Genomic DNA, 18,150 nt, shown 5'->3' on the forward strand with positions numbered 1-18,150 from the left:
TCAACCTGCCTGACTCGTCACGTCAGCAGACCTGTGCCGGGCCTCTGTCCGAAGGTAGTACGAGTGTCCCCCTGGCGTCGAGGCCGCGCGGCCACGGTCTGTGTCGGTCGGCACACTCATATGCCCAGAAAACGGGCATGATGCATGGAGGGGACGTTCAGCTCAACCGTGGACCGGCTACCAGGGGAAACAGGGGTCGGTCAGCGAGTTGTAAGGGTGCCGTAAGGGGGCGGGCGCATGGTAAAGCCGAGAACAGCGGGCCGTCGCCGGGTCGAACCAGAGCGACGAGTCCGTACCGCACCGCCGACCGGCACGCGAAGGACGTGATGACAATGCGCCAGATCCAGATCCGTCGCCGGCCGAGGAAGCCGAGCGCCCCGGCGCTCGACCTTCGCACGCCGTCCGGCCGCCGGCTCCCGTTCTGATCCAGCACCTACGACTCATGACCACCCACGACACCATCGTCGGAGCGCAATCAGAGAGGTGCGCGATGTGCAGTCATTATCCGGTCTGTCCCAGTGCCGACGCGTCTGACCGTGAGGCGTCGCACGTCATCTCGGCCCACCCCGACCAGGGATGGAGCCTGCTCTGCAACGGCGTCGTCCTGTTCGACGACACCGGTCTGCTGCTGCCCGACGGCACCGTGGTGCCGCCGCACCGGGAGCCCATGCGACTCGCCGCCTGACGGCGGTGCCGAGCGGCGAGAACCCCCCACCCGGCACCCCCGCCGCGTTCCTCAGCGCGTTCCTCAGCGGCGGCCGATCGTCAGCACGGGACCCGTGCGGTCCGTGAAGAAGTCGTCGCCCTTGTCGTCCACGACGATGAAGGCCGGGAAGTCCACCACCTCGATCTTCCACACCGCCTCCATGCCCAGCTCCGGATACTCCAGGACCTCCACCTTCTTGATGCAGTCCTGGGCCAGCCGGGCCGCGGGGCCGCCGATGGAGCCCAGGTAGAAGCCGCCGTACTTCTGGCAGGCCTCGGTGACCTGCTTCGACCTGTTGCCCTTGGCCAGCATCACCATCGAGCCGCCGGCCGCCTGGAAGCGCTCGACGTAGGAGTCCATCCGGCCCGCCGTCGTCGGGCCGAACGAGCCGGAGGCGTACCCCTCGGGCGTCTTCGCCGGGCCCGCGTAGTAGACCGCGTGGTCCTTCAGGTACTGCGGCATCTCGCCGCCCTCGTCCAGCAGCTCGGCGATCTTGGCGTGCGCGATGTCGCGGGCCACGACGAGCGGGCCGGTCAGCGACAGCCGGGTCTTGACCGGATATTTCGTCAGCTCGGCGAGGATCTCGGGCATCGGGCGGTTGAGGTCGATCCGTACGACGTCGTCCGACAGGTGCTCGTCAGTCGTCTCCGGCAGGAACCGCGCCGGGTCGGTCTCCAGCTGCTCCAGGAACACGCCCTCCGGCGTGATCTTGGCGAGGGCCTGGCGGTCGGCCGAGCACGACACCGCGATGGCCACCGGGCAGGACGCGCCGTGCCGCGGCAGGCGGATGACGCGGACGTCGTGGCAGAAGTACTTGCCGCCGAACTGCGCGCCGATGCCCAGCTTCTGCGTCAGCTCGAAGACCTTCGCCTCCATCTCCAGGTCGCGGAAGCCGTGCCCGGAGGGCGAGCCCTCGGTCGGGATGGAGTCGAGGTAGCGGGCGCTGGCGTACTTGGCGGTCTTCAGGGCGTACTCGGCGGAGGTGCCGCCGACCACGATCGCCAGGTGGTACGGAGGACACGCCGCGGTGCCGAGCGAGCGGATCTTCTCCTCCAGGAAGGCCATCATGCGCTTCTCGTTGAGCACGGCCTTGGTCTCCTGGTAGAGGAACGACTTGTTCGCCGAGCCGCCGCCCTTGGCCATGAACAGCAGCTTGTACTCGTCGGGGTGGCCGTGCGGGTCCTCGGCGTACAGCTCGATCTGGGCCGGCAGGTTGGAGCCGGTGTTCTTCTCCTCCCACATGGTCAGCGGGGCCATCTGGGAGTAGCGCAGGTTGAGCCGGGTGTAGGCGTCGTACACGCCGTGCGCGATGTGCTCGGCGTCGCGGCCGTCGGTCAGGACGTGCCGGCCGCGCTTGCCCATGACGATGGCGGTGCCGGTGTCCTGGCACATCGGCAGGACGCCGCCGGCCGAGATGGAGGCGTTCTTCAGCAGGTCGAGCGCCACGAAGCGGTCGTTGCCGCTGGACTCGGGGTCTTCGACGATCTTCCTGAGCTGGGCGAGGTGGGAGGCCCGCAGATAGTGGGAGATGTCGTGCACGGCCGTCTCGGTGAGCAGCCGCAGGGCCTCCGGCTCGACTTCGAGGAACGTCCGCCCGGCCGCCTCGACCTTCCGCACCCCCTCCGTCGTGATCAGCCGATATTCGGTGTCATCGGCTCCCAGCGGCAGCAGGTCGGTGTAGTCGAACTCGCCCATGTCCATCCTTTCGTCCGCCCTGTAGATTACGCGCCTCCTCCGGCGGCCCGTACGGGCTCCCTGGCGGGAGCGGGGGCGGTGAGCCCGACGAGGATGCCGGCGATCACCAGCGCGGCGCCCATGAGGTCGTACGCGGTGGGCATGGCGACGCCGAGCACCGCGCCCGTCACGATCGCCCCCACGGGGATGAGCCCGGCGAACAGCCCCGCCGTCCCGGGGCCGAGCCGGGGGAGCGCGCTGTACCAGAGGAAGAACGCGAGCACCGTGATGACGACCGACATGTAGGCGAAGCCCAGGGCCTCCGGCACCGTCGGCATCCGGAACATCGCCGTGCCCTCGGCCACCAGTCCGACGGCGAGCAGCATCGGGACGGCCAGCGCCGTCGAGTACGCCGACACCCGGATCGCCCCCAGCTTGGGCAGCAGCGGGATGGCCAGCAGGGAGAAGGCGACCTCGCCGACCAGGGCGCCGAGCGACCAGAGGAGGCCGGGCAGGTTGCCGCTGCCGAGCCCGGTGGCGAGGGTGGCGCCGGACACCACGACCGCCGCGGCGGCCAGCAGCCGTGGCGAGGGACGGCCCCCGGCCAGGGCCAGCCACAGCGGCACGGTGCCGAGCACGGTGCCGACCAGGGCGGGGCCCGCGGCGCGGGTGGCCTCGATGACGCACACGTTGAACAGGACCAGGCCGAGCAGGGTGAGCAGGCCGAGGTACAGCGTCTCGCGTCCGGTCAGGCGGACGAACCGCAGGCCGAGGGGGCGGGTGATGAGGAGCAGGATGGCGGCCGCGACGAGGTACCGGACCGCCTGGCCGCCGTACAGCGGGTACGCGGCGACGAGGCCGGAGACGCCGGCCAGCGTGCCGACCAGGAACATGGCGGACGAGGCGCCGGGGATGCCGTGTTTCATGCGATGGATGCTAGAAAGACATTGGTTCTCGGAAACAGTCCAATGCCTTGCCGGAAGACAGGACCAATGTGGCCGACCTGCATATCCAGATAAATCGGGAAAATGGTGGAATAGCGGGGCAAATTGCCGCCGAGTTGCGGGACGCCATCCGGGGCGGGCGGCTCGCGCCCGGCACCCGGCTGCCCGCCACCCGCGACCTCGCCGCCGACCTCCAGGTGTCCAGAGGGGTGGTGGTGGAGGCGTACGAGCAGCTCGTCGCCGAGGGGTTCCTGGTGTCGCGGGTCGGCGCGGGCACCCGCGTCACCCCGCGAACCCCCACCGCCCCCGACCCCACCCCGCCCCCCACACCCCAGCCCGCCCCGGCCCCCAAGCCTCGATCCGCTCCGCCCCACAACCTCCGGCCCGCCTCGCCCCCCAAGCCCCAGCCCGCCCTGGCCCGGGACGCCCCGCCCGCCGCCGCCCCGCGCGACCCGGGCGCGGGCGTCACCGCCTCCCGCCGGAGTTACTACGGGCATCGCCCCACCTCGCCCGACCTCGCCCAGTTCCCCCGACAGGGCTGGCTCGCCGCCGTACGCCACGTCCTGACCACCGTGCCGTCCGACGCCCTCGACTACGGCGACCCCGGCGGCGTGCCCGAGCTGCGCGAGGAGCTGGCCGGCTACCTGCGCCGGGTCCGGGCCGCCGACGTGCGCCCGGAGAACCTGGTCATCGTCGGCGGCGTCGCCCAGGGCCTCAGCCTGGTGGTGCACGTCCTGAGCCGGGAGCGCGAGCTGCGTCTCGCCGTGGAGGACCCGACGAGCCTCGGCCAGGTCCCGCTGCTGCGCCGCGCGGGCGCCCGGCTCGTGCCGGTGCCGGTGGACGAGGAGGGCCTGGACGTGCGGCGGCTGACGGGCGAGGCGGCCCTGGTCACCCCCGCGCACCAGTTCCCGACCGGCGTGGTCCTGTCCCCGTCGCGCCGCGCCGCGCTCGTGGAGTGGGCGCACGCGGGCGACCGGTTCGTCCTGGAGGACGACTACGACGCCGAGTTCCGTTTCGACCGCGACCCCGTCGGCTGCCTCCAGGGTTTCGCCCCGGACAGGGTGGTCCTGTCCGGCAGCGTGAGCAAGGCGCTGGCCCCCGGGCTGCGGCTCGGCTGGGTGGCCGCGCCGCCCGAGCTGGCCGAGGCGGTCCGGCGGGCGCGCGGCGAGCTGGACCTCGGCTCCCCGGTCGTCGACCAGTACGCGCTCGCGCACTTCCTGCGCACCGGCGGCTACGACCGGCATCTGCGGCGCATGCGCAGGGAGTACCGCCGCCGCAGGGACGCCCTGGTCGCGGCGCTGTCCGAGGAGCTGCCCCAGGTGCGGGTCAAGGGCATCGAGGCGGGGCTGCACGTGTACCTGGAGCTCCCGGACGGCTGGACCGAGCAGGAAGTGGTGCGCGCGGCCCGCGAGCTCGGGCTGTCGGCCGAGGCGGTGGGGCCGATGCGGGAGTTCGCGGGCCCGCCCGCCGTGGTGGTGGGGTTCGCCCGGCTGCCCGCGCACCAGGCGGCGGAGGTCGCCCACGGATTGAAGGTCCGAATGTCAGGACAAAAAATTGACCGAGGCGGACACCTCGCCTAGAAAGAAAGCACGTCGTGTCTCTGGAGCCGTCATGCGTGTGGGACTGCTGGGCCTCGGCCGGATCGGCGCCTTCCACGCCGCCACCCTGGCCGCGCATCCGCTGGTGGACGAGCTGATCGTCGCCGACCCCGTGCGCAGCACGCCGCACGGCGAGCCGGGCGACCCGTTCGACGTGGACGCCGTCGTCATCGCCACCCCCACCAGCACCCACGCCGAGCTGATCCTCAGGGCCTGCGCGCGGGGCATCCCGGTCTTCTGCGAGAAGCCTGCGGCCGGCACGGTGGCCGAGACGCTGAAGGTGCTGGAGGCGGCCGAGGGGCATCGGGTGCAGATCGGCTTCCAGCGCAGGTTCGACCCCGGGTACGCGGCGGCGCGGGCGGCGCTGCGCGCGGGGGAGCTGGGCGAGCTGCACCGCGTCCACCTGGTGACGGCCGATCCCGCGCCGCCGCCGGCGTCGTACCTGCCGCTGTCCGGCGGGATCTTCCGCGACTGCCACGTGCACGACTTCGACGCGCTGCGCTGGGTGACCGGCCGCGAGGTGGTCTCGGTGTTCGCGTCCGGGGCCAACCGGGGGGCCGCGTTCTTCGCCGAGGCCGGTGACGTCGACACCAGCACGGCGCTGCTCACGCTGGACGACGGCACGCTCGCCACCCTCCAGGGCTCCCGCTACAACGGCGCCGGCTACGACGTGCGCATGGAGCTGGCCGGCACCCGCCGTACGCAGGCGGTCGGCCTCGGCCCGCGCGCGCCGCTCCGCACCGTCGAGGGCCTGCCGGAGCCCGACGAGCCCTGGCCGGACTTCGTCACCCGGTTCGAGCACGCCTACCGCAGCGAGATCGACGCCTTCCTGACCGGCGCCCCGAACCCCTGCACCATCCTGGACGCCCTCTCCGCCCTGTACGTCGCCGAGGCCGCCGACCTGTCGCTGCGCGAGAGGCGTCCCGTCGAGCTGGCCGAGGTCACCCGCCCCGGCCTGTGATCACGCGGCGGCCGGGGTCCTGGGCTGGAAGGCGGGCGCCAGCAGGAAGATCGCGGCCGCCAGCACCAGCGGCGCCGCGTACGCCACCCGGTAGTTCGCCGCCTCCGCGATGCCGCCGATCATGGCCGCGCCGAGGATGAAGCCGATGTAGTTGAACAGGTTGACCCGGGCGATGGCCACGCCGGTGCCCGCCGGGTCGAGCTTGCCGGCCGCCGAGAACGACTGCGGCCCGACGACCGCGAGCCCCACCCCGGTCAGGCCGAACGCGACGATGCCGAGCACCTGGTTCTGCGCGAGCACCACGCCGAGGAAGCCGGCCGTGGCGATCACCGCGCCGATGCGGACGATGGCGGCGGGCCCCCAGCGGCGGGCCGCCACGTCGCCGCCGAGCCGGACGGCCAGCGTCGTGGCCTGGTAGGCGGCGTACGCCAGCGGGATGACGCTCGCGCTCGCGTGCAGTTCGTTCTTCATCAGGACGGTGTTGAAGTTGGAGACCGAGGCGTCGCCGATGTAGAGGAAGGCCATGGCCAGGCAGAGCGGGATGAGCGGCCGCCACGGGAGCGAGCCGCCGAGCGGCGAGACCTCGCTCTCCGGCTGCTCCTCCTCCTTCGTGCACAGGCGGGGCCCGACGTAGAGCGAGCCGGCCACGACGACGACCATGGGGATCGCCATGATCCAGTGCAGCGGCAGCCCGGAGGCGGCCGACGCCCACAGCGCCCCGGCCAGGCTGAGCACGCTCCACACGCAGTGGAACCCGTTGAGCACCTGGACGCCGTAGCGGCGTTCGACCGCGACGCCCTGCATGTTCATGCCCGCGTCCACGGCGCCGACCGACACCCCGAACACCAGCAGCACCGGTATCAGCAGCGGCACGTTCGGCGCGAGCCCGGCGAGGACCACGGCGACGGCGACCGCCGGTTGGGCGACGCGCAGCAGGGGTCTGCTGCCGTGCCGGGCGGCGTACGTGCCGGCCGCCATGCTGCCGACGCCCGCGAACACCGGCACGATGAGCAGCAGCAGCGTCAGCGTGCCGTCGTCGATGCCATGCTTGGTCTGCAGGTTCGCGACCTGGACCAGCAGCGAGGCGAACGACAGCCCTTGGAGGGCGAAGACGGCGGACGTGGCCACACGGGCCTGGCGGTCGCGCGGGGACGGCACGGCGGCCTCCTGATATTGATTGGGGGGAGATCAAACGTGAGGCGGAGTCAGGTTAGCCGCACGCCAGGGGGTCACGCCAGAAGCAGATCAGCAGCGGATAGGGTGCCGACGTGAGACGGGGCTACCCGGCGGGAGAGGCGCGCAAGGAGCGCATCCTGGCCGCCGCGTTGCTGGAGTTCGCCGAGCACGGCTACCGGGGCGCGTCGCTGGCGCGCGTGGCCGAGCGCGTCGAGCTGTCCCAGGCCGGCCTGCTCCACCACTTCACCAGCAAGGAACGCCTGCTCCTCGCGGTGCTCGACTACCGCGACGAGCTCGACGTACGCCGCTTCGACGTCGAGGCCGCCGGCGGGATCGACGCGCTGCGCGCCCTGGCGGACGTGGTCGCCAACAACGCCAGGGTGCCCGGCCTGGTGCAACTGTTCTCGGTGATCAGCGGCGAGGCCGTGACCCCCGGCCATCCCGGCCACGAGTGGGCCAGGCGGCGCTACCGCCGGCTGCGCGCGCAGGTCGCGGCGGCGCTGCGCAGGGGCGTCGAACGCGGCGAGTTCCGTCCGGGCATCGACGCCGAGGCGCACGCCGACCGCCTGATCGCGATGATGGACGGCCTCCAGACGCAGTGGCTCATCGACCCCGACCAGGTGGACATGACCGCCGTGTTCAGGGGTTACGTGGACGACCTCATCGCGCTGCTGCGCCCTGCGGGCTCCGGCTGAGAGGGGGCGGCGTCGAGCTTCCCGGCCGCCGCCCACACGCCGAGGGCGAGCAGCGCGGCCACCTCGGTGACCGCCAGCCCCCGCTCCACGAGCCCGAGCGGCATCACCCGGTACCACGGCAGCCCGTCCTGCGCCCCGATGAAGATCATCGTCCCGATGCCCGCGACCCACAGCACCGAGCAGACGCCGAGCCAGAAGGCGACCGGCGTGGCCCGCGACCGCTCCCGCCGCCACGCCCGCGAACGGGGCCTGGCGATCACCACGGCCGCCAGCGGCAGGCACAGGAACGCCACGAAGCTGCCCACCCGGTGGATGCTGCCGCTCATGCTCGGCCCCACCGACCAGTCGTGCTTCTCGAACCAGGCCGTCAGGAACAGCCCCACGCTCCAGCCCATCAGCGCGATCGTGCCGACGATCCCGGCCAGCCGCCTGCGGGCCAGCGACACGGCGATGGCCGCGGAACCGGCCGCCAGCAGGCCCACGCCGAGGCCGAAGACCCCGCCGCCGGGACCGAGGCCGTGCTCGCTGATGGTCCGCCTGATCGGGTTGATCTCGTCCAGACTGGTCAGCTCCAGACCGAGGATCAGCACCACGCCCGCCCCGGCCGCGCCCAGTCCCCATCGTGCCGGTCGATGCACGCCCACCTCCGTCTGCCTTTGCCGAGATCAACGGAGCGAAATGCGTGATGATTCCGGCGTATGGCGCCGAGCGAAACCTCCCGGCGGGGGATATCGTCGGAGATGTGAACGAACGCGCGGGATCCTGGTTGCCGAAGCTGCAGGAAGTCGGTGAGCGGCTGGCCGAGGAGTTCGTCTCCGCGCGGCGCCCGCCCGCCGCGGCCGGTCTGCCGGCGCCGTCCGAGCTGCGGGCCTCCGACGCCGACCGCGAACGCATCGCGCAGGTGCTCCAGGACGCCCACGCCGACGGCCGGATCACGCTGGAGGAGCTGGAGGAACGCCTCGGCGTGCTCTACTCGGCGCGCACGCTGGGCGACCTCGCCGGGCTCACCGCCGACCTGCTGCCCGCCGACCAGCAGCCGCTCAACCTGGACGGCCGGCCGGTCTCGGCCATCTTCAAGCAGGAACGGCGGGGCGGGCGCTGGGTGGTGCCCGCCGAGCTCACGGTGACGGCCATGTTCGGCACCACCAAGCTGGACCTGCGCGACGCCATCCTGCAGAACAGCAGGGTGGTCATCAACGCCACGCTGGTCTTCGGCGGGCTAGAGATCCAGGTGCCCGAGGATCTCGAGGTCATCAGGGTCGCCAAGGGCAAGACCGTCCGGCTCAACAAGCAGCCCACCGAGCCCGGCGCGCCCGTGGTCGAGGTCCGCACGACGAACTTCGCAGGCGAGGTCAAGGTCAAGGAACCACCCCGCCGCAAACGCCGCCGCTGACCCTCGGTTCTCAGCCGGCCGTGTCGAAGTTGATGGCGCTGTAGGCCCGCAGCTTCCAGAGCTGGTGCTCGCTCTCGATCTTGCGGATGGTCCCCGACCGCCCGCGCATCACCAGCGACTGCGTGATCGCCGCGCCGGCGCGGAACCGTACGCCCTGCATGAGCTCGCCCTGGGTGATGCCGGTCGCGGCGAAGAACACGTCGTCGGAGCGGACCAGGTCGTTGGTGGTGAGCACCTGCCCGAGGTCGTGCCCGGCGTCGATGGCCCGCTGCCGCTCGGCGTCGTCCCGCGGCCACAGCTTGCCCTGGATCACGCCCCCCAGGCACTTGAGCGCGCACGCCGCCACGATGCCCTCCGGCGTGCCGCCGATGCCGAGCATCAGGTCGATGCCGGTGCCGGTGCGCGCCGCCATGATGGCGCCCGCCACGTCGCCGTCGGTGATGAACTTGATCCGCGCCCCGGTCTCCCTGATCTCCTTGACCAGCCGCTCGTGCCGGGGCCGGTCGAGCACGACCACCGTCACGTCGGAGGGCGAGCAGTGCTTGGCCCGCGCCACGGCCTGGATGTTGGCCGACACGGGGGCGTCGATGTCCACGACGTCGGCCGCCTCGGGGCCGGTGACCAGCTTCTCCATGTAGAACACGGCCGACGGGTCGTACATCGAGCCGCGCTCGCTCACCGCGATCACCGACACCGCGTCGGGCATGCCGAGTGCCGTCAGCCGGGTGCCGTCGATCGGGTCCACGGCCACGTCGCAGTCGGGGCCGCTGCCGTCGCCGACGTGCTCGCCGTTGAACAGCATGGGCGCATGGTCCTTTTCGCCCTCGCCGATGACCACCACGCCGTTCATGGAGACGGTGTTGATGAGCTGGCGCATCGCGTTCACGGCCGCGCCGTCGGCGCCGTTCTTGTCACCTCTGCCGACCCAGCGGGCGGCGGCCATGGCGGCGGCCTCGGTGACGCGGACCAGCTCCAGCGCCAGGTTGCGATCAGGGGCGTGCTCGCTGGTGGCGAGCGGCGCCGGGACCGACTCGGACATCATTGGCCTCCTCGAAGACGACTCACTCGATGGTAGATGCCGTACTTTTCCCGGCTTGAGGCGGATGATGTACCGCCTTCGGTTCTCGGCCCGGTCGTACGCGGTCGGTAAGCTGCGAGCTGCGCCTGCGGGGCGGAGAACGGATTTTGCGCCATTCACGTGCGCGGCAGGGATCTCGCCTTCACCATGGAGCAGGGCGTCGCGCCGTGGAGGAGAGCGTATGAGCGAAGTGGAACCCGTCGTGACCCAGCCGCGCACGTCGGAGCGGGGGGCCGCGACGCGCAGCGCGCTGCTCACGGCGGCCAGGGAGATCTTCGTCTCCAAGGGCTTCGCCGAAGCCGGCGTGACCGACGTGGTGTCCCGGGCGGAGGCCAGCGTCGGCAGTCTCTACCACCACTTCTCCGGCAAGGCCGACCTCTACCTCACGCTCTTCGAGGAGTGGCAGGCCCGCCAGTCGCAGCGCACGAAGCAGGCGGCCAGGGAGGCCCGCGCCGCCGGCGAGAGCGACCGCATGCGGGTGTTCGTCAGCGCCGCCCGCGCCTACCTCGACGGCTGCCTGGAGGAGCGCGAGCTGGCCGCGCTGTTCCTGCGCGGCGACGGCCCGCCCGGCTTCGAGGTGGTCATGCGCGATCGGCTGCGCAAGTGGGCGCAGCTCAACGCGGCCCTGTTCGAGGACGAGTCCGCGCTGGTCGTGGTGATCACGGGCGCGCTGGCGGCGGCGGTCTCGGAGGTCGTACGCACCGGCGACCGGGCGCTCGCCGAGGAGGTCCTCGCGATCATCGGGCAGATCCGCCCGGCCGCTTCGGCGACCGCCTCCTCCAGCGGGTAACCTCGGCGAATGTGCGACGGTTCACGGACGGCTTCTACGGCTACGCGGTAGCGCTCTTCATCTGCCTGGCGGGTGCGGCGGCATTCGTGCTGATCGCGCCGCAGGGCCGGGACGAGCACATCCCGCGGCGCGACTACTCCATCACCGTCGCCAACTTCTCCCACGACGTCCCCTACCAGGTGTGGGCGCCGCGCCAGGACCCCGCCGACTGGGTGCCCAACAGCAACCGCATCGCCAAGGGCCAGAACGGCGCCCAGGTCCTCTACCTCGGCTACGCGACCGCCAAGCGCGAGCACGCGATGTTCGCCCAGAGCGACGAGAAGCCCGCGGCCGAGTTCGCCAACCGCATGGCCAACTCCGACAAGGCCGTCGGCACGCAGGAGATCGACGGGCAGACCTGGGAGCGGCGTTTCCGCGAGGACAAGAACCAGCGCACGCTGGTGCGCGCCCTGCCCGACGTGACGCTCGTGGTCACCGGCACGGCCGACTGGCCGGAGCTGGCCGAGCTGGCGGGCCTGCTCCAGCAGCGGCCCAAGACGTCCTAGCCCGTCGGGGGCCCGTCCCGGCTCGTCTAGGGTGGTTCCCGTGGCAGCAGCAGACGAGAAGACGCCCTCATACGAGCAGGCCCGCGAGGAGCTGACCGAGGTCGTACGACGCTTGGAGACCGGCGGGCTCACCCTGGAGCAGTCGATCGAGCTCTGGGAGCGCGGCGAGCGGCTGGCGGCCGTCTGCGAGGAGTGGCTCCAAGGGGCCCGGGTCAAGCTCGCCGCCGCCATGGCGCGGCGCGCCGAGCCCGGCCACGGCGACGACACGCCCTTCTAGACGCTCCCCGGGTTCTAGGCGCTCTCGGGGTTCAGTGCCAGCACCGGGATGCGGCGGCTGGTCTTGCGCTCGTAGTCGGCGAAGCCCGGGGCCACGGCGACCATGCGGGCGTAGAGCTCGTCGCGCTCCTCGCCCTCCACAGGCACGGCCTTGGCCTGGAACGTCTCCGTGCCGACCTCGACGGTGGCGACCGGGTGGGCCCGCAGGTTGTGGTACCAGGCCGGGTGGTTGTCGGCGCCGGCGTTCGAGGCGATGATCACATAGCGCTCGCCGTCCGGCAGGTACATCACCGGCGTCGTGACCTGCCTGCCGCTCCGGGCGCCGGTGGTGGTGAGCAGCAGCAGCGGCGAGCCCTCGAACATGCCGCCGACCCGCCCCTCGTTGGCGCGGAACTCGTCGATGATCTGCTGGTTGAAGTCGTTGGCCATCCTCGGCTCCTTTTAATCGGAGAGTTCTCCGGTTGGGAAGACTAACCGGAGAACTCTCCGGTTACAACCTGTATGCTGCGGGCCATGCGCGCTCGCCCCTCCCTGCCCGTACTCGGGCAGCCCCAACCCGAACGGGCCGACGCCGCGCGCAACCGGCAGAAGATCATCGACGCGACGGCCCGGATCATCGCCGAACGCGGCGCCGCCGGCCTCTCGCTCGACGAGGTGGCCAAGATGGCGGGCGTCGGCGTCGGCACCGTCTACCGGCGCTTCGGCGACCGCAGCGGGCTCGTCTTCGCGCTCATGGACGAGCGGGAGCGGCGCTTCCAGACGGAGTTCTTCTCCGGGCCGCCGCCGCTCGGGCCGGGCGCGCCCGCGGAGGAGCGGATCGCGGCGTTCCTCGACGCGCTGGTCGATCGGGTCCTCGCGCAGCAGGAGCTGTTCCTGCTGCTGGAGAAGGGCGGCAAGCCCTGGTACGGCGGGCCCTACCGGGTGCACCACATCCACCTGGCCACGCTCGTCGGCCAGGCCAGGCCGGACGCGGACGCCGCCTACCTCGCCGACGCGCTGCTCGCGCCGGTCAACGCCGGGCTGATCGCGTACCAGCGGGAGGAGCGGGGGATGAGCCTCGGGCAGATCAAGGCGGGCCTCGCCGCGCTCGCCGAGGCGGCCCTGCGCGCCTGAGCGCTCACCCCTCGGTGCGCACCGACAGGCGGTCGTCGGACAGGCGGACCGTCAGGGACGAGCCGGGCGGGACGTCCCTCGCCAGGCGGACCACCTCGCCCGACGGATGCTGCACGATGGCGTAGCCACGCTCCAGGGTCGCCGCGGGCGACAGCGCGACCAGGCGGGCCCGCAGGTGCACCAGATCGTCGCCGGCGCGATCCAGCGAGCCGGTCAGCGAGCGCCTGGCCCGCTCCCGCAGCGCCTCCACCTGCTCGGCGCGGCGTTCCAGCTCGCGCACCGGATCGGCGAGCGCGGGCCGCGAACGCGCCGACGTCAGCCACGACATCTCCCGGTCGAGCCAGCCCATCACCACCCGGCGGCCCCGGTCGCGGAGCTGCCGGACCAGCGCGAGCTGCTCGCCCACGTCGGGCACGACCTTCTTGGCGGCGTCGGTGGGCGTCGACGCGCGTACGTCGGCCACCAGGTCGAGCAGCGGACTGTCCTGCTCGTGACCGATCGCGCTCACCACCGGGGTGCGGCACGCGGCCACCGCGCGGACCAGCGTCTCGTCGGAGAACGGCAGCAGGTCCTCCAGCGAGCCGCCGCCCCTGGCGACCACGATGACCTCGATCTCGGCGTCCGCGTCCAGCTTGCGCAGCGCCTCGGTGACCTCGCCCACCGCGTACGGGCCCTGGACGGCCACCTCTTCGACCTTGAAACGCACGGCGGGCCAGCGCCGGCGGGCGTTCTCCAGCACGTCGCGCTCGGCCGCCGACTCACGGCCGCAGATCAGGCCGATCGTGCCGGGCAGGAACGGCAGCCGCCGCTTCCTGTCGGCGTTGAACAGCCCCTCGGCCGCCAGGAGCTGCCTCAGCCGCTCCAGCCGTACCAGCAGCTCGCCCACGCCGACCGGGCGGATCTCCAGCGCCGTGAAGGCGAACGTGCCCTTGTTGACCCAGAAGTCGGGCTTCACCTGCAGCACCACCCGGGCCCCGTCGGCCGGCCGGGGCACGGCCGCCTCGTAGACGCCCCGGGGAGCGGTGACCCTGGCGGAGACGTTGGCGACCGGGTCGCGCAGGGTCAGGAACACCGTGCCGCCGCGCGTGCTCAGATCGGTGATCTGGCCCTCGACCCACACCGTGCCGAGTCTGCCGATCCAGCCGCCCACCATTTGCAGGACCGTGCGGATCGGCAGTGGGGACTCCGGTGTGGTCTTCGAGGTCATGGCGGAAGACTACGGGCTCGGTGCGGTCTACTCGCCGGCCTGCAGCTTGATGAGGCGGTTCTCGTACATGCGCACCACTTCGGGGCGGTCCTGGGTGGCGCGCTCGTAGGCGAGGAAGTCGCCGATCTGGGCCGGGGTCTTGCCGCGCATGCGGGCGCGCAGGGACGCGACGGTCAGCTCGCCGTAGCCGGGAAGCGGCTCCACGAGCCCGGCCGCGGGCACCCCGACGACCGGCTCCTCAGCGCCGGCCTCGGGCTCGGCCACGGTGTTGGCCACGGTGGTGGCCACAGTGTTGGCCGCGGTGTTGGCCACGGGCTCGGCCGGGGCGACGGACACCGGCTCGACCTTGGCCGCGGGCTCAGGCGCGACGGCAGGCTCAGGGGCGGCGACGGGCTCAGAGGCGGCGGTGGGCTCAGGGGCGGCGACGGGCTCGGGCGCGGCGACCGGCTCGACCTTGGCCGCGGGCTCAGGTGCGACGGCAGGCTCAGGAGCGGAGACCGGCTCGACCTTGGCGGCGGGCTCAGGCGCGGGGGCCGGCTCGACGGGCTTGTCCTCAGCCTTCGGCTCGGTCGTCGGCTCGGTCGTGGGCTCGGTCGTCGGCTCAGCCTTCGGCTCGGTCTTCGGCTCGGCCTTCGCCTTGGGCTCGGCGGCGGGCTCGGGCTGCGCGGCCGGCTTGGACGGCGCGAAGATGACCGGCTCCGGCTTGGCCGTGGCGGTGCCGTTCGTCTCACCGGGGGCGGGACGCGGCGCGAAGATGACCGGCTCCTTGCGCGCCGGCTTGTCCTCCTCGCTCACGGCCGGCGCCGCGGCGATCTGCTCGGCGGCGGAGGGACGCGACTCGTCCGTCTCCTCGCGCTCCGCCTTGCCGCCGATGCCCTTGATCGAGTTCTTCACCCGGTCGACGACCAGCAGCGCCTGTCCGGCGGCGCTGAGCGTGTTCTGGATGACGAGCAGCGGAAGGTCTTTGGCCTTCTCCTTGAGCTCGTCCTTGTTGGTGACGGTTTTAGCGATGTTGCGTATCACGTCGCTGAGGGACATGACGTCTCCCTGGGAGGTCAGTATTGGACGGCCAGTCTGGCAAGCCGCGGGCTAGCACGCACGGGGCGGGCCAGATGGTCGCTCCACGTAGCATAAGAAGTATGGAGCCCCAGACCCCCTCTTCCCGCCGAGTCCTCGTAGCCAAGCCACGGGGCTACTGCGCCGGAGTCGATCGAGCCGTGGTCGCGGTCGAGAAGGCGCTGGAGCAGTACGGCGCCCCGATCTACGTCCGCAAGCAGATCGTTCACAACACGCACGTGGTCAAAACGCTCGAGGCCAGGGGCGCCATCTTCGTCGAGGAGACCGAGGAGGTGCCCGAGGGCTCGATCGTGGTGTTCTCGGCCCACGGCGTGTCGCCCGCGGTGCACGAGGAGGCCAGGGACCGCAACCTGCGTACCATCGACGCCACCTGCCCGCTGGTCACCAAGGTGCACAACGAGGCCAAGCGGTTCGCCGGCCAGGACTACGAGATCCTGCTGATCGGGCACGAGGGCCACGAGGAGGTCGAGGGCACCTCGGGCGAGGCGCCGCAGCACATCCAGCTCGTCGACGGCCTCGACGCCGTCGACCAGGTCGAGGTGAAGGACCCGAGCCGGCTGGTGTGGCTGTCGCAGACCACGCTCTCGGTCGACGAGACCACCGAGACCGTGACCCGGCTCAAGCAGCGCTTCCCCAACCTGCTCGACCCGCCGAGCGACGACATCTGCTACGCCACCCAGAACCGCCAGATCGCGGTCAAGGAGATCGCCGCCGAGGCGCAGCTCGTCATCGTGGTCGGCTCCGAGAACTCCTCCAACTCCAAGCGCCTGGTCGAGGTGGCGAAGGACTACGGCGCCGACGCCTCCTATCTCGTCGACAACGCCGACTTCATCCGCGACGAGTGGCTGGAGGGCGTCACCACGGTCGGCGTCACGAGCGGCGCGTCGGTGCCCGAGGAGCTGGTCGAGGAGGTGCTGGCGCGTCTCGCCAAGCACGGGTTCGGTGACGTCACCGAGGTCGAGCCGGTGCAGGAGAGCATGCGCTTCGCCCTGCCCCACGAGCTGCGCAAGGACCTTCGCGCCCGAGCCTGAGCCTGAATCCGGGTCGCCGGAGCGGCGGGGGAGCGGTCAGTCCTCGCCGCGCGGCGTCCCGTAGACCTTGGGCTCGAAGTAGCCCTCGGGCTCGGGCACGAACGTCGGCTGCCGCGGGCGCGGCGCCTCCGCGTCCGCCTTCAGCTCCGCCCGCAGGTCGCGTACGTTGTCCCACAGGCCGCGCCGCAGCGCCACGCCGAGCACGACGGCCGAGCCGGCGAACAGCCACGGCGCGCCGCGGGTCAGCGACGTGTAGAGGCCGAGCGCCAGCGACTGCACGATCGACACCGAGCCGAGCGCCCGCCCGAGCTCGACGAAGAGCGTCGCGCAGAAGAACACCAGCGGGGGCGCGACCACCAGCGACAGCAGCTCGCGCCGGTTGACCAGCAGCACGCCCAGCAGGCTCGACACCAGGAAGGCCGCGCCGACGACCTGCTGGACGCCGAGCAGCGCCGCCAGCACGTAGCCGGCCAGGGTGGCGACCAGGGCGAGCGCGATGGCGCCCCGAGCGGTCAGCCTGACGGCGGGCTTTCTGCCCTTCTCCACCACCGGTCCACCCCCGTTCACTACGTCCCGTTGGCCAACTTACCGTTGGAGTGGGAGAACAGTGACGGGGTTTCCAGCAGTTCGGGGGATGCGAGGGGCCTCGGCAGGCCGTCGAGCATCTCCGGAGGGTCCAGGTCGCCGTCCACGACGCCCAGCTCGTTGAGTTTGCGCGCGGTGACCAGCACGCGGCTTTCGAGCGATCCGACCGACTTGTTGTACGCCTCCACCGCCCGGCTCAGCGCCCGGCCCAGCGAGTCGACGTTCCTGCCGAGGGACGACAGCCGCTCGTACAGCTCCTTGCCCAGCTCGAACACCGCCCGCGCGTTCTCGCTCAGCGCGGCCTGCTGCCAGGCGTAGTGGGCGGTGCGCAGCATCGTGATCAGCGTGGTCGGCGTGGCGATGTGCACCCGGCGCGCCATCGCGTACTCCAGCAGGCCGGGGTCGCGTTCGAGCGCGGGGGCGAGGAACGCCTCGCCGGGGATGAACAGCACCACGAACTCCGGCGACGGGTTGAACGCCTGCCAGTAGGACTTGGCGGCCAGCCGGTCGATGTGCTCGCGCACGTGCCGGGCGTGGGCGTCGAGCCGGACCGTGGCGAGCGACTCGTCGGACGCCTCCGCGGCCTCCAGATAGGCCGCCAGCGAGACCTTGGAGTCGACCACGATGTTCTTGCCGCCGGCCAGCCGTACGACCATGTCGGGGCGCATGGAGCCCTCGGCGACCTGCTCGTCGAAGTCGCAGTGGCGCTGCATGCCGGCGATCTCGGCGACCCGGCGCAGCTGGAGCTCGCCCCAGCGGCCCCGGGCCTCCGGCCGTTGCAGGGCGCGCACCAGGGCGGTGGTCTGGGAGCGGAGCTGCTCGCTGCTCTCGCGGACGAACTCCATCTGCTTGGCCAGCTCGGCCCGCGCCGCGCGCTGGCCGGACTCGGTGTCGCGGAGCTGGGTCTCGACCCGCGCCAGGGCGTCCTTCAGCGGCTCGACCAGGTGCTCGACGGCCTGCCTGCGCTGCTCCAGGTCGCCCGCGGCCTCGGCCCTGGTGGCGGCGAGCCTGGTCTCCGCGAGCTCCAGGAAACGGAGGTTGTTGACGTCGAGCGCTCGGGTGGACAGGGCCTGGAACCGCTCGGCGAGCTGCTCCTCGACGTAGACGAGCTTGTCGGCGGACGCCTTGGCGCGGGCGTCGGCCTCGGCCACCCGGACCGCCGCGCGGGTCCTCGCCACGAGGAAGCCGACGAGCAGCCCGACGGCCAGACCGATGACAAGCGCGACGACGTCCACTCGACCGATGATTGCAGGACTCCGCGCCCGGTTCCGCCCGACACGCTACGGGCGAACCGCCCAGGC

The 18,150-nt window shown here is 71.9% G+C and carries 20 protein-coding genes; 10 read left to right on the top strand and 10 right to left on the bottom strand.

The window, feature by feature from the left end; all coding sequences use genetic code 11:
- Positions 1 to 490: 490 nt before the first annotated feature.
- Positions 491 to 685, top strand: coding sequence for a DUF5999 family protein (locus tag AC27IY_RS22715; RefSeq protein ID WP_091087100.1), 195 nt, complete (start codon positions 491 to 493; stop codon positions 683 to 685).
- Between the two features lie 63 nt (positions 686 to 748).
- Here the strand turns inward: AC27IY_RS22715 and AC27IY_RS22720 are convergent, their stop codons facing one another.
- Positions 749 to 2,401 (bottom strand): fumarate hydratase, encoded by a 1,653-nt coding sequence (locus AC27IY_RS22720; RefSeq protein ID WP_344210790.1) that lies wholly within the window; start codon positions 2,399 to 2,401, stop codon positions 749 to 751.
- Between the two features lie 26 nt (positions 2,402 to 2,427).
- Positions 2,428 to 3,306: a DMT family transporter gene (locus AC27IY_RS22725; protein WP_487179098.1), complete on the bottom strand. Its 879-nt coding sequence runs from the start codon at positions 3,304 to 3,306 to the stop codon at positions 2,428 to 2,430.
- A gap of 68 nt (positions 3,307 to 3,374) precedes the next feature.
- Between AC27IY_RS22725 and pdxR the strand changes: the two genes are divergently transcribed.
- Together pdxR and AC27IY_RS22735 are read left to right on the top strand one after the other, a co-directional pair.
- Entirely contained in the window at positions 3,375 to 4,904 is a 1,530-nt protein-coding gene (gene pdxR, locus AC27IY_RS22730; RefSeq protein ID WP_487179099.1) for a MocR-like pyridoxine biosynthesis transcription factor PdxR, read from the top strand.
- Between the two features lie 31 nt (positions 4,905 to 4,935).
- On the top strand, positions 4,936 to 5,883 hold the full coding sequence (locus AC27IY_RS22735; protein ID WP_371252921.1) for a Gfo/Idh/MocA family protein: 948 nt from the start codon (positions 4,936 to 4,938) through the stop codon (positions 5,881 to 5,883).
- Here AC27IY_RS22735 and AC27IY_RS22740 read toward each other — a convergent pair whose 3' ends face one another.
- Positions 5,884 to 7,041 carry an MFS transporter gene (locus AC27IY_RS22740; protein WP_487179100.1) on the bottom strand — a complete coding sequence of 386 codons (1,158 nt, stop codon included), beginning with the start codon at positions 7,039 to 7,041 and terminating at the stop codon, positions 5,884 to 5,886.
- Positions 7,042 to 7,151: 110 nt separating this feature from the next.
- Between AC27IY_RS22740 and AC27IY_RS22745 the strand changes: the two genes are divergently transcribed.
- Positions 7,152 to 7,754, top strand: a complete 603-nt coding sequence (locus tag AC27IY_RS22745; RefSeq protein WP_344210780.1) for a TetR/AcrR family transcriptional regulator — start codon at positions 7,152 to 7,154, stop codon at positions 7,752 to 7,754.
- Here AC27IY_RS22745 and AC27IY_RS22750 read toward each other — a convergent pair.
- Complete coding sequence (locus AC27IY_RS22750) at positions 7,706 to 8,392, bottom strand: DUF998 domain-containing protein (protein WP_487179101.1); 687 nt, start codon at positions 8,390 to 8,392, stop codon at positions 7,706 to 7,708. The genes AC27IY_RS22745 and AC27IY_RS22750 overlap by 49 nt on opposite strands.
- A 104-nt stretch (positions 8,393 to 8,496) precedes the next feature.
- Here AC27IY_RS22750 and AC27IY_RS22755 point away from each other — a divergent pair, with 104 nt between their 5' ends.
- Positions 8,497 to 9,147, top strand: a complete 651-nt coding sequence (locus AC27IY_RS22755; RefSeq protein ID WP_344210776.1) for a DUF1707 SHOCT-like domain-containing protein — start codon at positions 8,497 to 8,499, stop codon at positions 9,145 to 9,147.
- A gap of 10 nt (positions 9,148 to 9,157) precedes the next feature.
- Here the strand turns inward: AC27IY_RS22755 and glpX are convergent, their stop codons facing one another.
- On the bottom strand, positions 9,158 to 10,186 hold the full coding sequence (glpX, locus tag AC27IY_RS22760; protein ID WP_364455770.1) for a class II fructose-bisphosphatase: 1,029 nt from the start codon (positions 10,184 to 10,186) through the stop codon (positions 9,158 to 9,160).
- 220 nt (positions 10,187 to 10,406) lie between these two features.
- On the opposite strand from glpX, the gene AC27IY_RS22765 reads away from it, so the two are divergent.
- From AC27IY_RS22765 to AC27IY_RS22775, 3 genes are read left to right on the top strand one after another with little or no spacing between them, the layout of a single operon-like run.
- Positions 10,407 to 11,015, top strand: a complete 609-nt coding sequence (locus tag AC27IY_RS22765) for a TetR/AcrR family transcriptional regulator (RefSeq protein ID WP_344210774.1) — start codon at positions 10,407 to 10,409, stop codon at positions 11,013 to 11,015.
- Between the two features lie 11 nt (positions 11,016 to 11,026).
- Complete coding sequence (locus tag AC27IY_RS22770; RefSeq protein WP_423477084.1) at positions 11,027 to 11,560, top strand: DUF4245 domain-containing protein; 534 nt, start codon at positions 11,027 to 11,029, stop codon at positions 11,558 to 11,560.
- Positions 11,561 to 11,600: 40 nt separating this feature from the next.
- A complete protein-coding gene (locus tag AC27IY_RS22775) occupies positions 11,601 to 11,837 on the top strand; it encodes an exodeoxyribonuclease VII small subunit (RefSeq protein WP_020545112.1) in 237 nt (78 codons plus the stop codon).
- Between the two features lie 14 nt (positions 11,838 to 11,851).
- Here the strand turns inward: AC27IY_RS22775 and AC27IY_RS22780 are convergent, their stop codons facing one another.
- On the bottom strand, positions 11,852 to 12,265 hold the full coding sequence (locus AC27IY_RS22780) for a nitroreductase family deazaflavin-dependent oxidoreductase (RefSeq protein ID WP_487179102.1): 414 nt from the start codon (positions 12,263 to 12,265) through the stop codon (positions 11,852 to 11,854).
- A gap of 84 nt (positions 12,266 to 12,349) precedes the next feature.
- On the opposite strand from AC27IY_RS22780, the gene AC27IY_RS22785 reads away from it, so the two are divergent.
- Entirely contained in the window at positions 12,350 to 12,949 is a 600-nt protein-coding gene (locus tag AC27IY_RS22785) for a TetR/AcrR family transcriptional regulator (protein WP_487179103.1), read from the top strand.
- Positions 12,950 to 12,953: 4 nt separating this feature from the next.
- Here AC27IY_RS22785 and xseA read toward each other — a convergent pair whose 3' ends face one another.
- Entirely contained in the window at positions 12,954 to 14,156 is a 1,203-nt protein-coding gene (gene xseA / locus AC27IY_RS22790; RefSeq protein ID WP_423452489.1) for an exodeoxyribonuclease VII large subunit, read from the bottom strand.
- A gap of 27 nt (positions 14,157 to 14,183) precedes the next feature.
- Positions 14,184 to 15,194 (bottom strand): hypothetical protein, encoded by a 1,011-nt coding sequence (locus AC27IY_RS22795; protein ID WP_487179104.1) that lies wholly within the window; start codon positions 15,192 to 15,194, stop codon positions 14,184 to 14,186.
- Between the two features lie 101 nt (positions 15,195 to 15,295).
- Here AC27IY_RS22795 and AC27IY_RS22800 point away from each other — a divergent pair, with 101 nt between their 5' ends.
- Complete coding sequence (locus AC27IY_RS22800; protein ID WP_423477089.1) at positions 15,296 to 16,264, top strand: 4-hydroxy-3-methylbut-2-enyl diphosphate reductase; 969 nt, start codon at positions 15,296 to 15,298, stop codon at positions 16,262 to 16,264.
- Between the two features lie 36 nt (positions 16,265 to 16,300).
- On the opposite strand, the gene AC27IY_RS22805 is transcribed toward AC27IY_RS22800, so the two are convergent.
- Positions 16,301 to 16,810 (bottom strand): DUF6542 domain-containing protein, encoded by a 510-nt coding sequence (locus AC27IY_RS22805; protein ID WP_344210760.1) that lies wholly within the window; start codon positions 16,808 to 16,810, stop codon positions 16,301 to 16,303.
- Positions 16,811 to 16,830: 20 nt separating this feature from the next.
- Entirely contained in the window at positions 16,831 to 18,084 is a 1,254-nt protein-coding gene (locus AC27IY_RS22810) for a DNA recombination protein RmuC (protein ID WP_371252927.1), read from the bottom strand.
- Positions 18,085 to 18,150 lie beyond the last annotated feature (66 nt).

Source organism: Nonomuraea sp. B208 (assembly GCF_057536035.1).

What these genes read in the sequence shown, in the direction of transcription:
- AC27IY_RS22780 (WP_487179102.1), bottom strand. Translation starts at nt 12,265, where the DNA reads ATGGCCAACGACTTCAACCAGCAGATCATCGACGAGTTCCGCGCCAAC.
- AC27IY_RS22720 (WP_344210790.1), bottom strand. Translation starts at nt 2,401, where the DNA reads ATGGGCGAGTTCGACTACACCGACCTGCTGCCGCTGGGAGCCGATGAC.
- AC27IY_RS22785 (WP_487179103.1), top strand. Translation starts at nt 12,350, where the DNA reads ATGCGCGCTCGCCCCTCCCTGCCCGTACTCGGGCAGCCCCAACCCGAA.
- AC27IY_RS22735 (WP_371252921.1), top strand. Translation starts at nt 4,936, where the DNA reads ATGCGTGTGGGACTGCTGGGCCTCGGCCGGATCGGCGCCTTCCACGCC.
- AC27IY_RS22725 (WP_487179098.1), bottom strand. Translation starts at nt 3,306, where the DNA reads ATGAAACACGGCATCCCCGGCGCCTCGTCCGCCATGTTCCTGGTCGGC.
- AC27IY_RS22800 (WP_423477089.1), top strand. Translation starts at nt 15,296, where the DNA reads ATGGAGCCCCAGACCCCCTCTTCCCGCCGAGTCCTCGTAGCCAAGCCA.
- xseA (WP_423452489.1), bottom strand. Translation starts at nt 14,156, where the DNA reads ATGACCTCGAAGACCACACCGGAGTCCCCACTGCCGATCCGCACGGTC.
- AC27IY_RS22795 (WP_487179104.1), bottom strand. Translation starts at nt 15,194, where the DNA reads ATGTCCCTCAGCGACGTGATACGCAACATCGCTAAAACCGTCACCAAC.
- AC27IY_RS22765 (WP_344210774.1), top strand. Translation starts at nt 10,407, where the DNA reads ATGAGCGAAGTGGAACCCGTCGTGACCCAGCCGCGCACGTCGGAGCGG.
- AC27IY_RS22715 (WP_091087100.1), top strand. Translation starts at nt 491, where the DNA reads ATGTGCAGTCATTATCCGGTCTGTCCCAGTGCCGACGCGTCTGACCGT.
- glpX (WP_364455770.1), bottom strand. Translation starts at nt 10,186, where the DNA reads ATGTCCGAGTCGGTCCCGGCGCCGCTCGCCACCAGCGAGCACGCCCCT.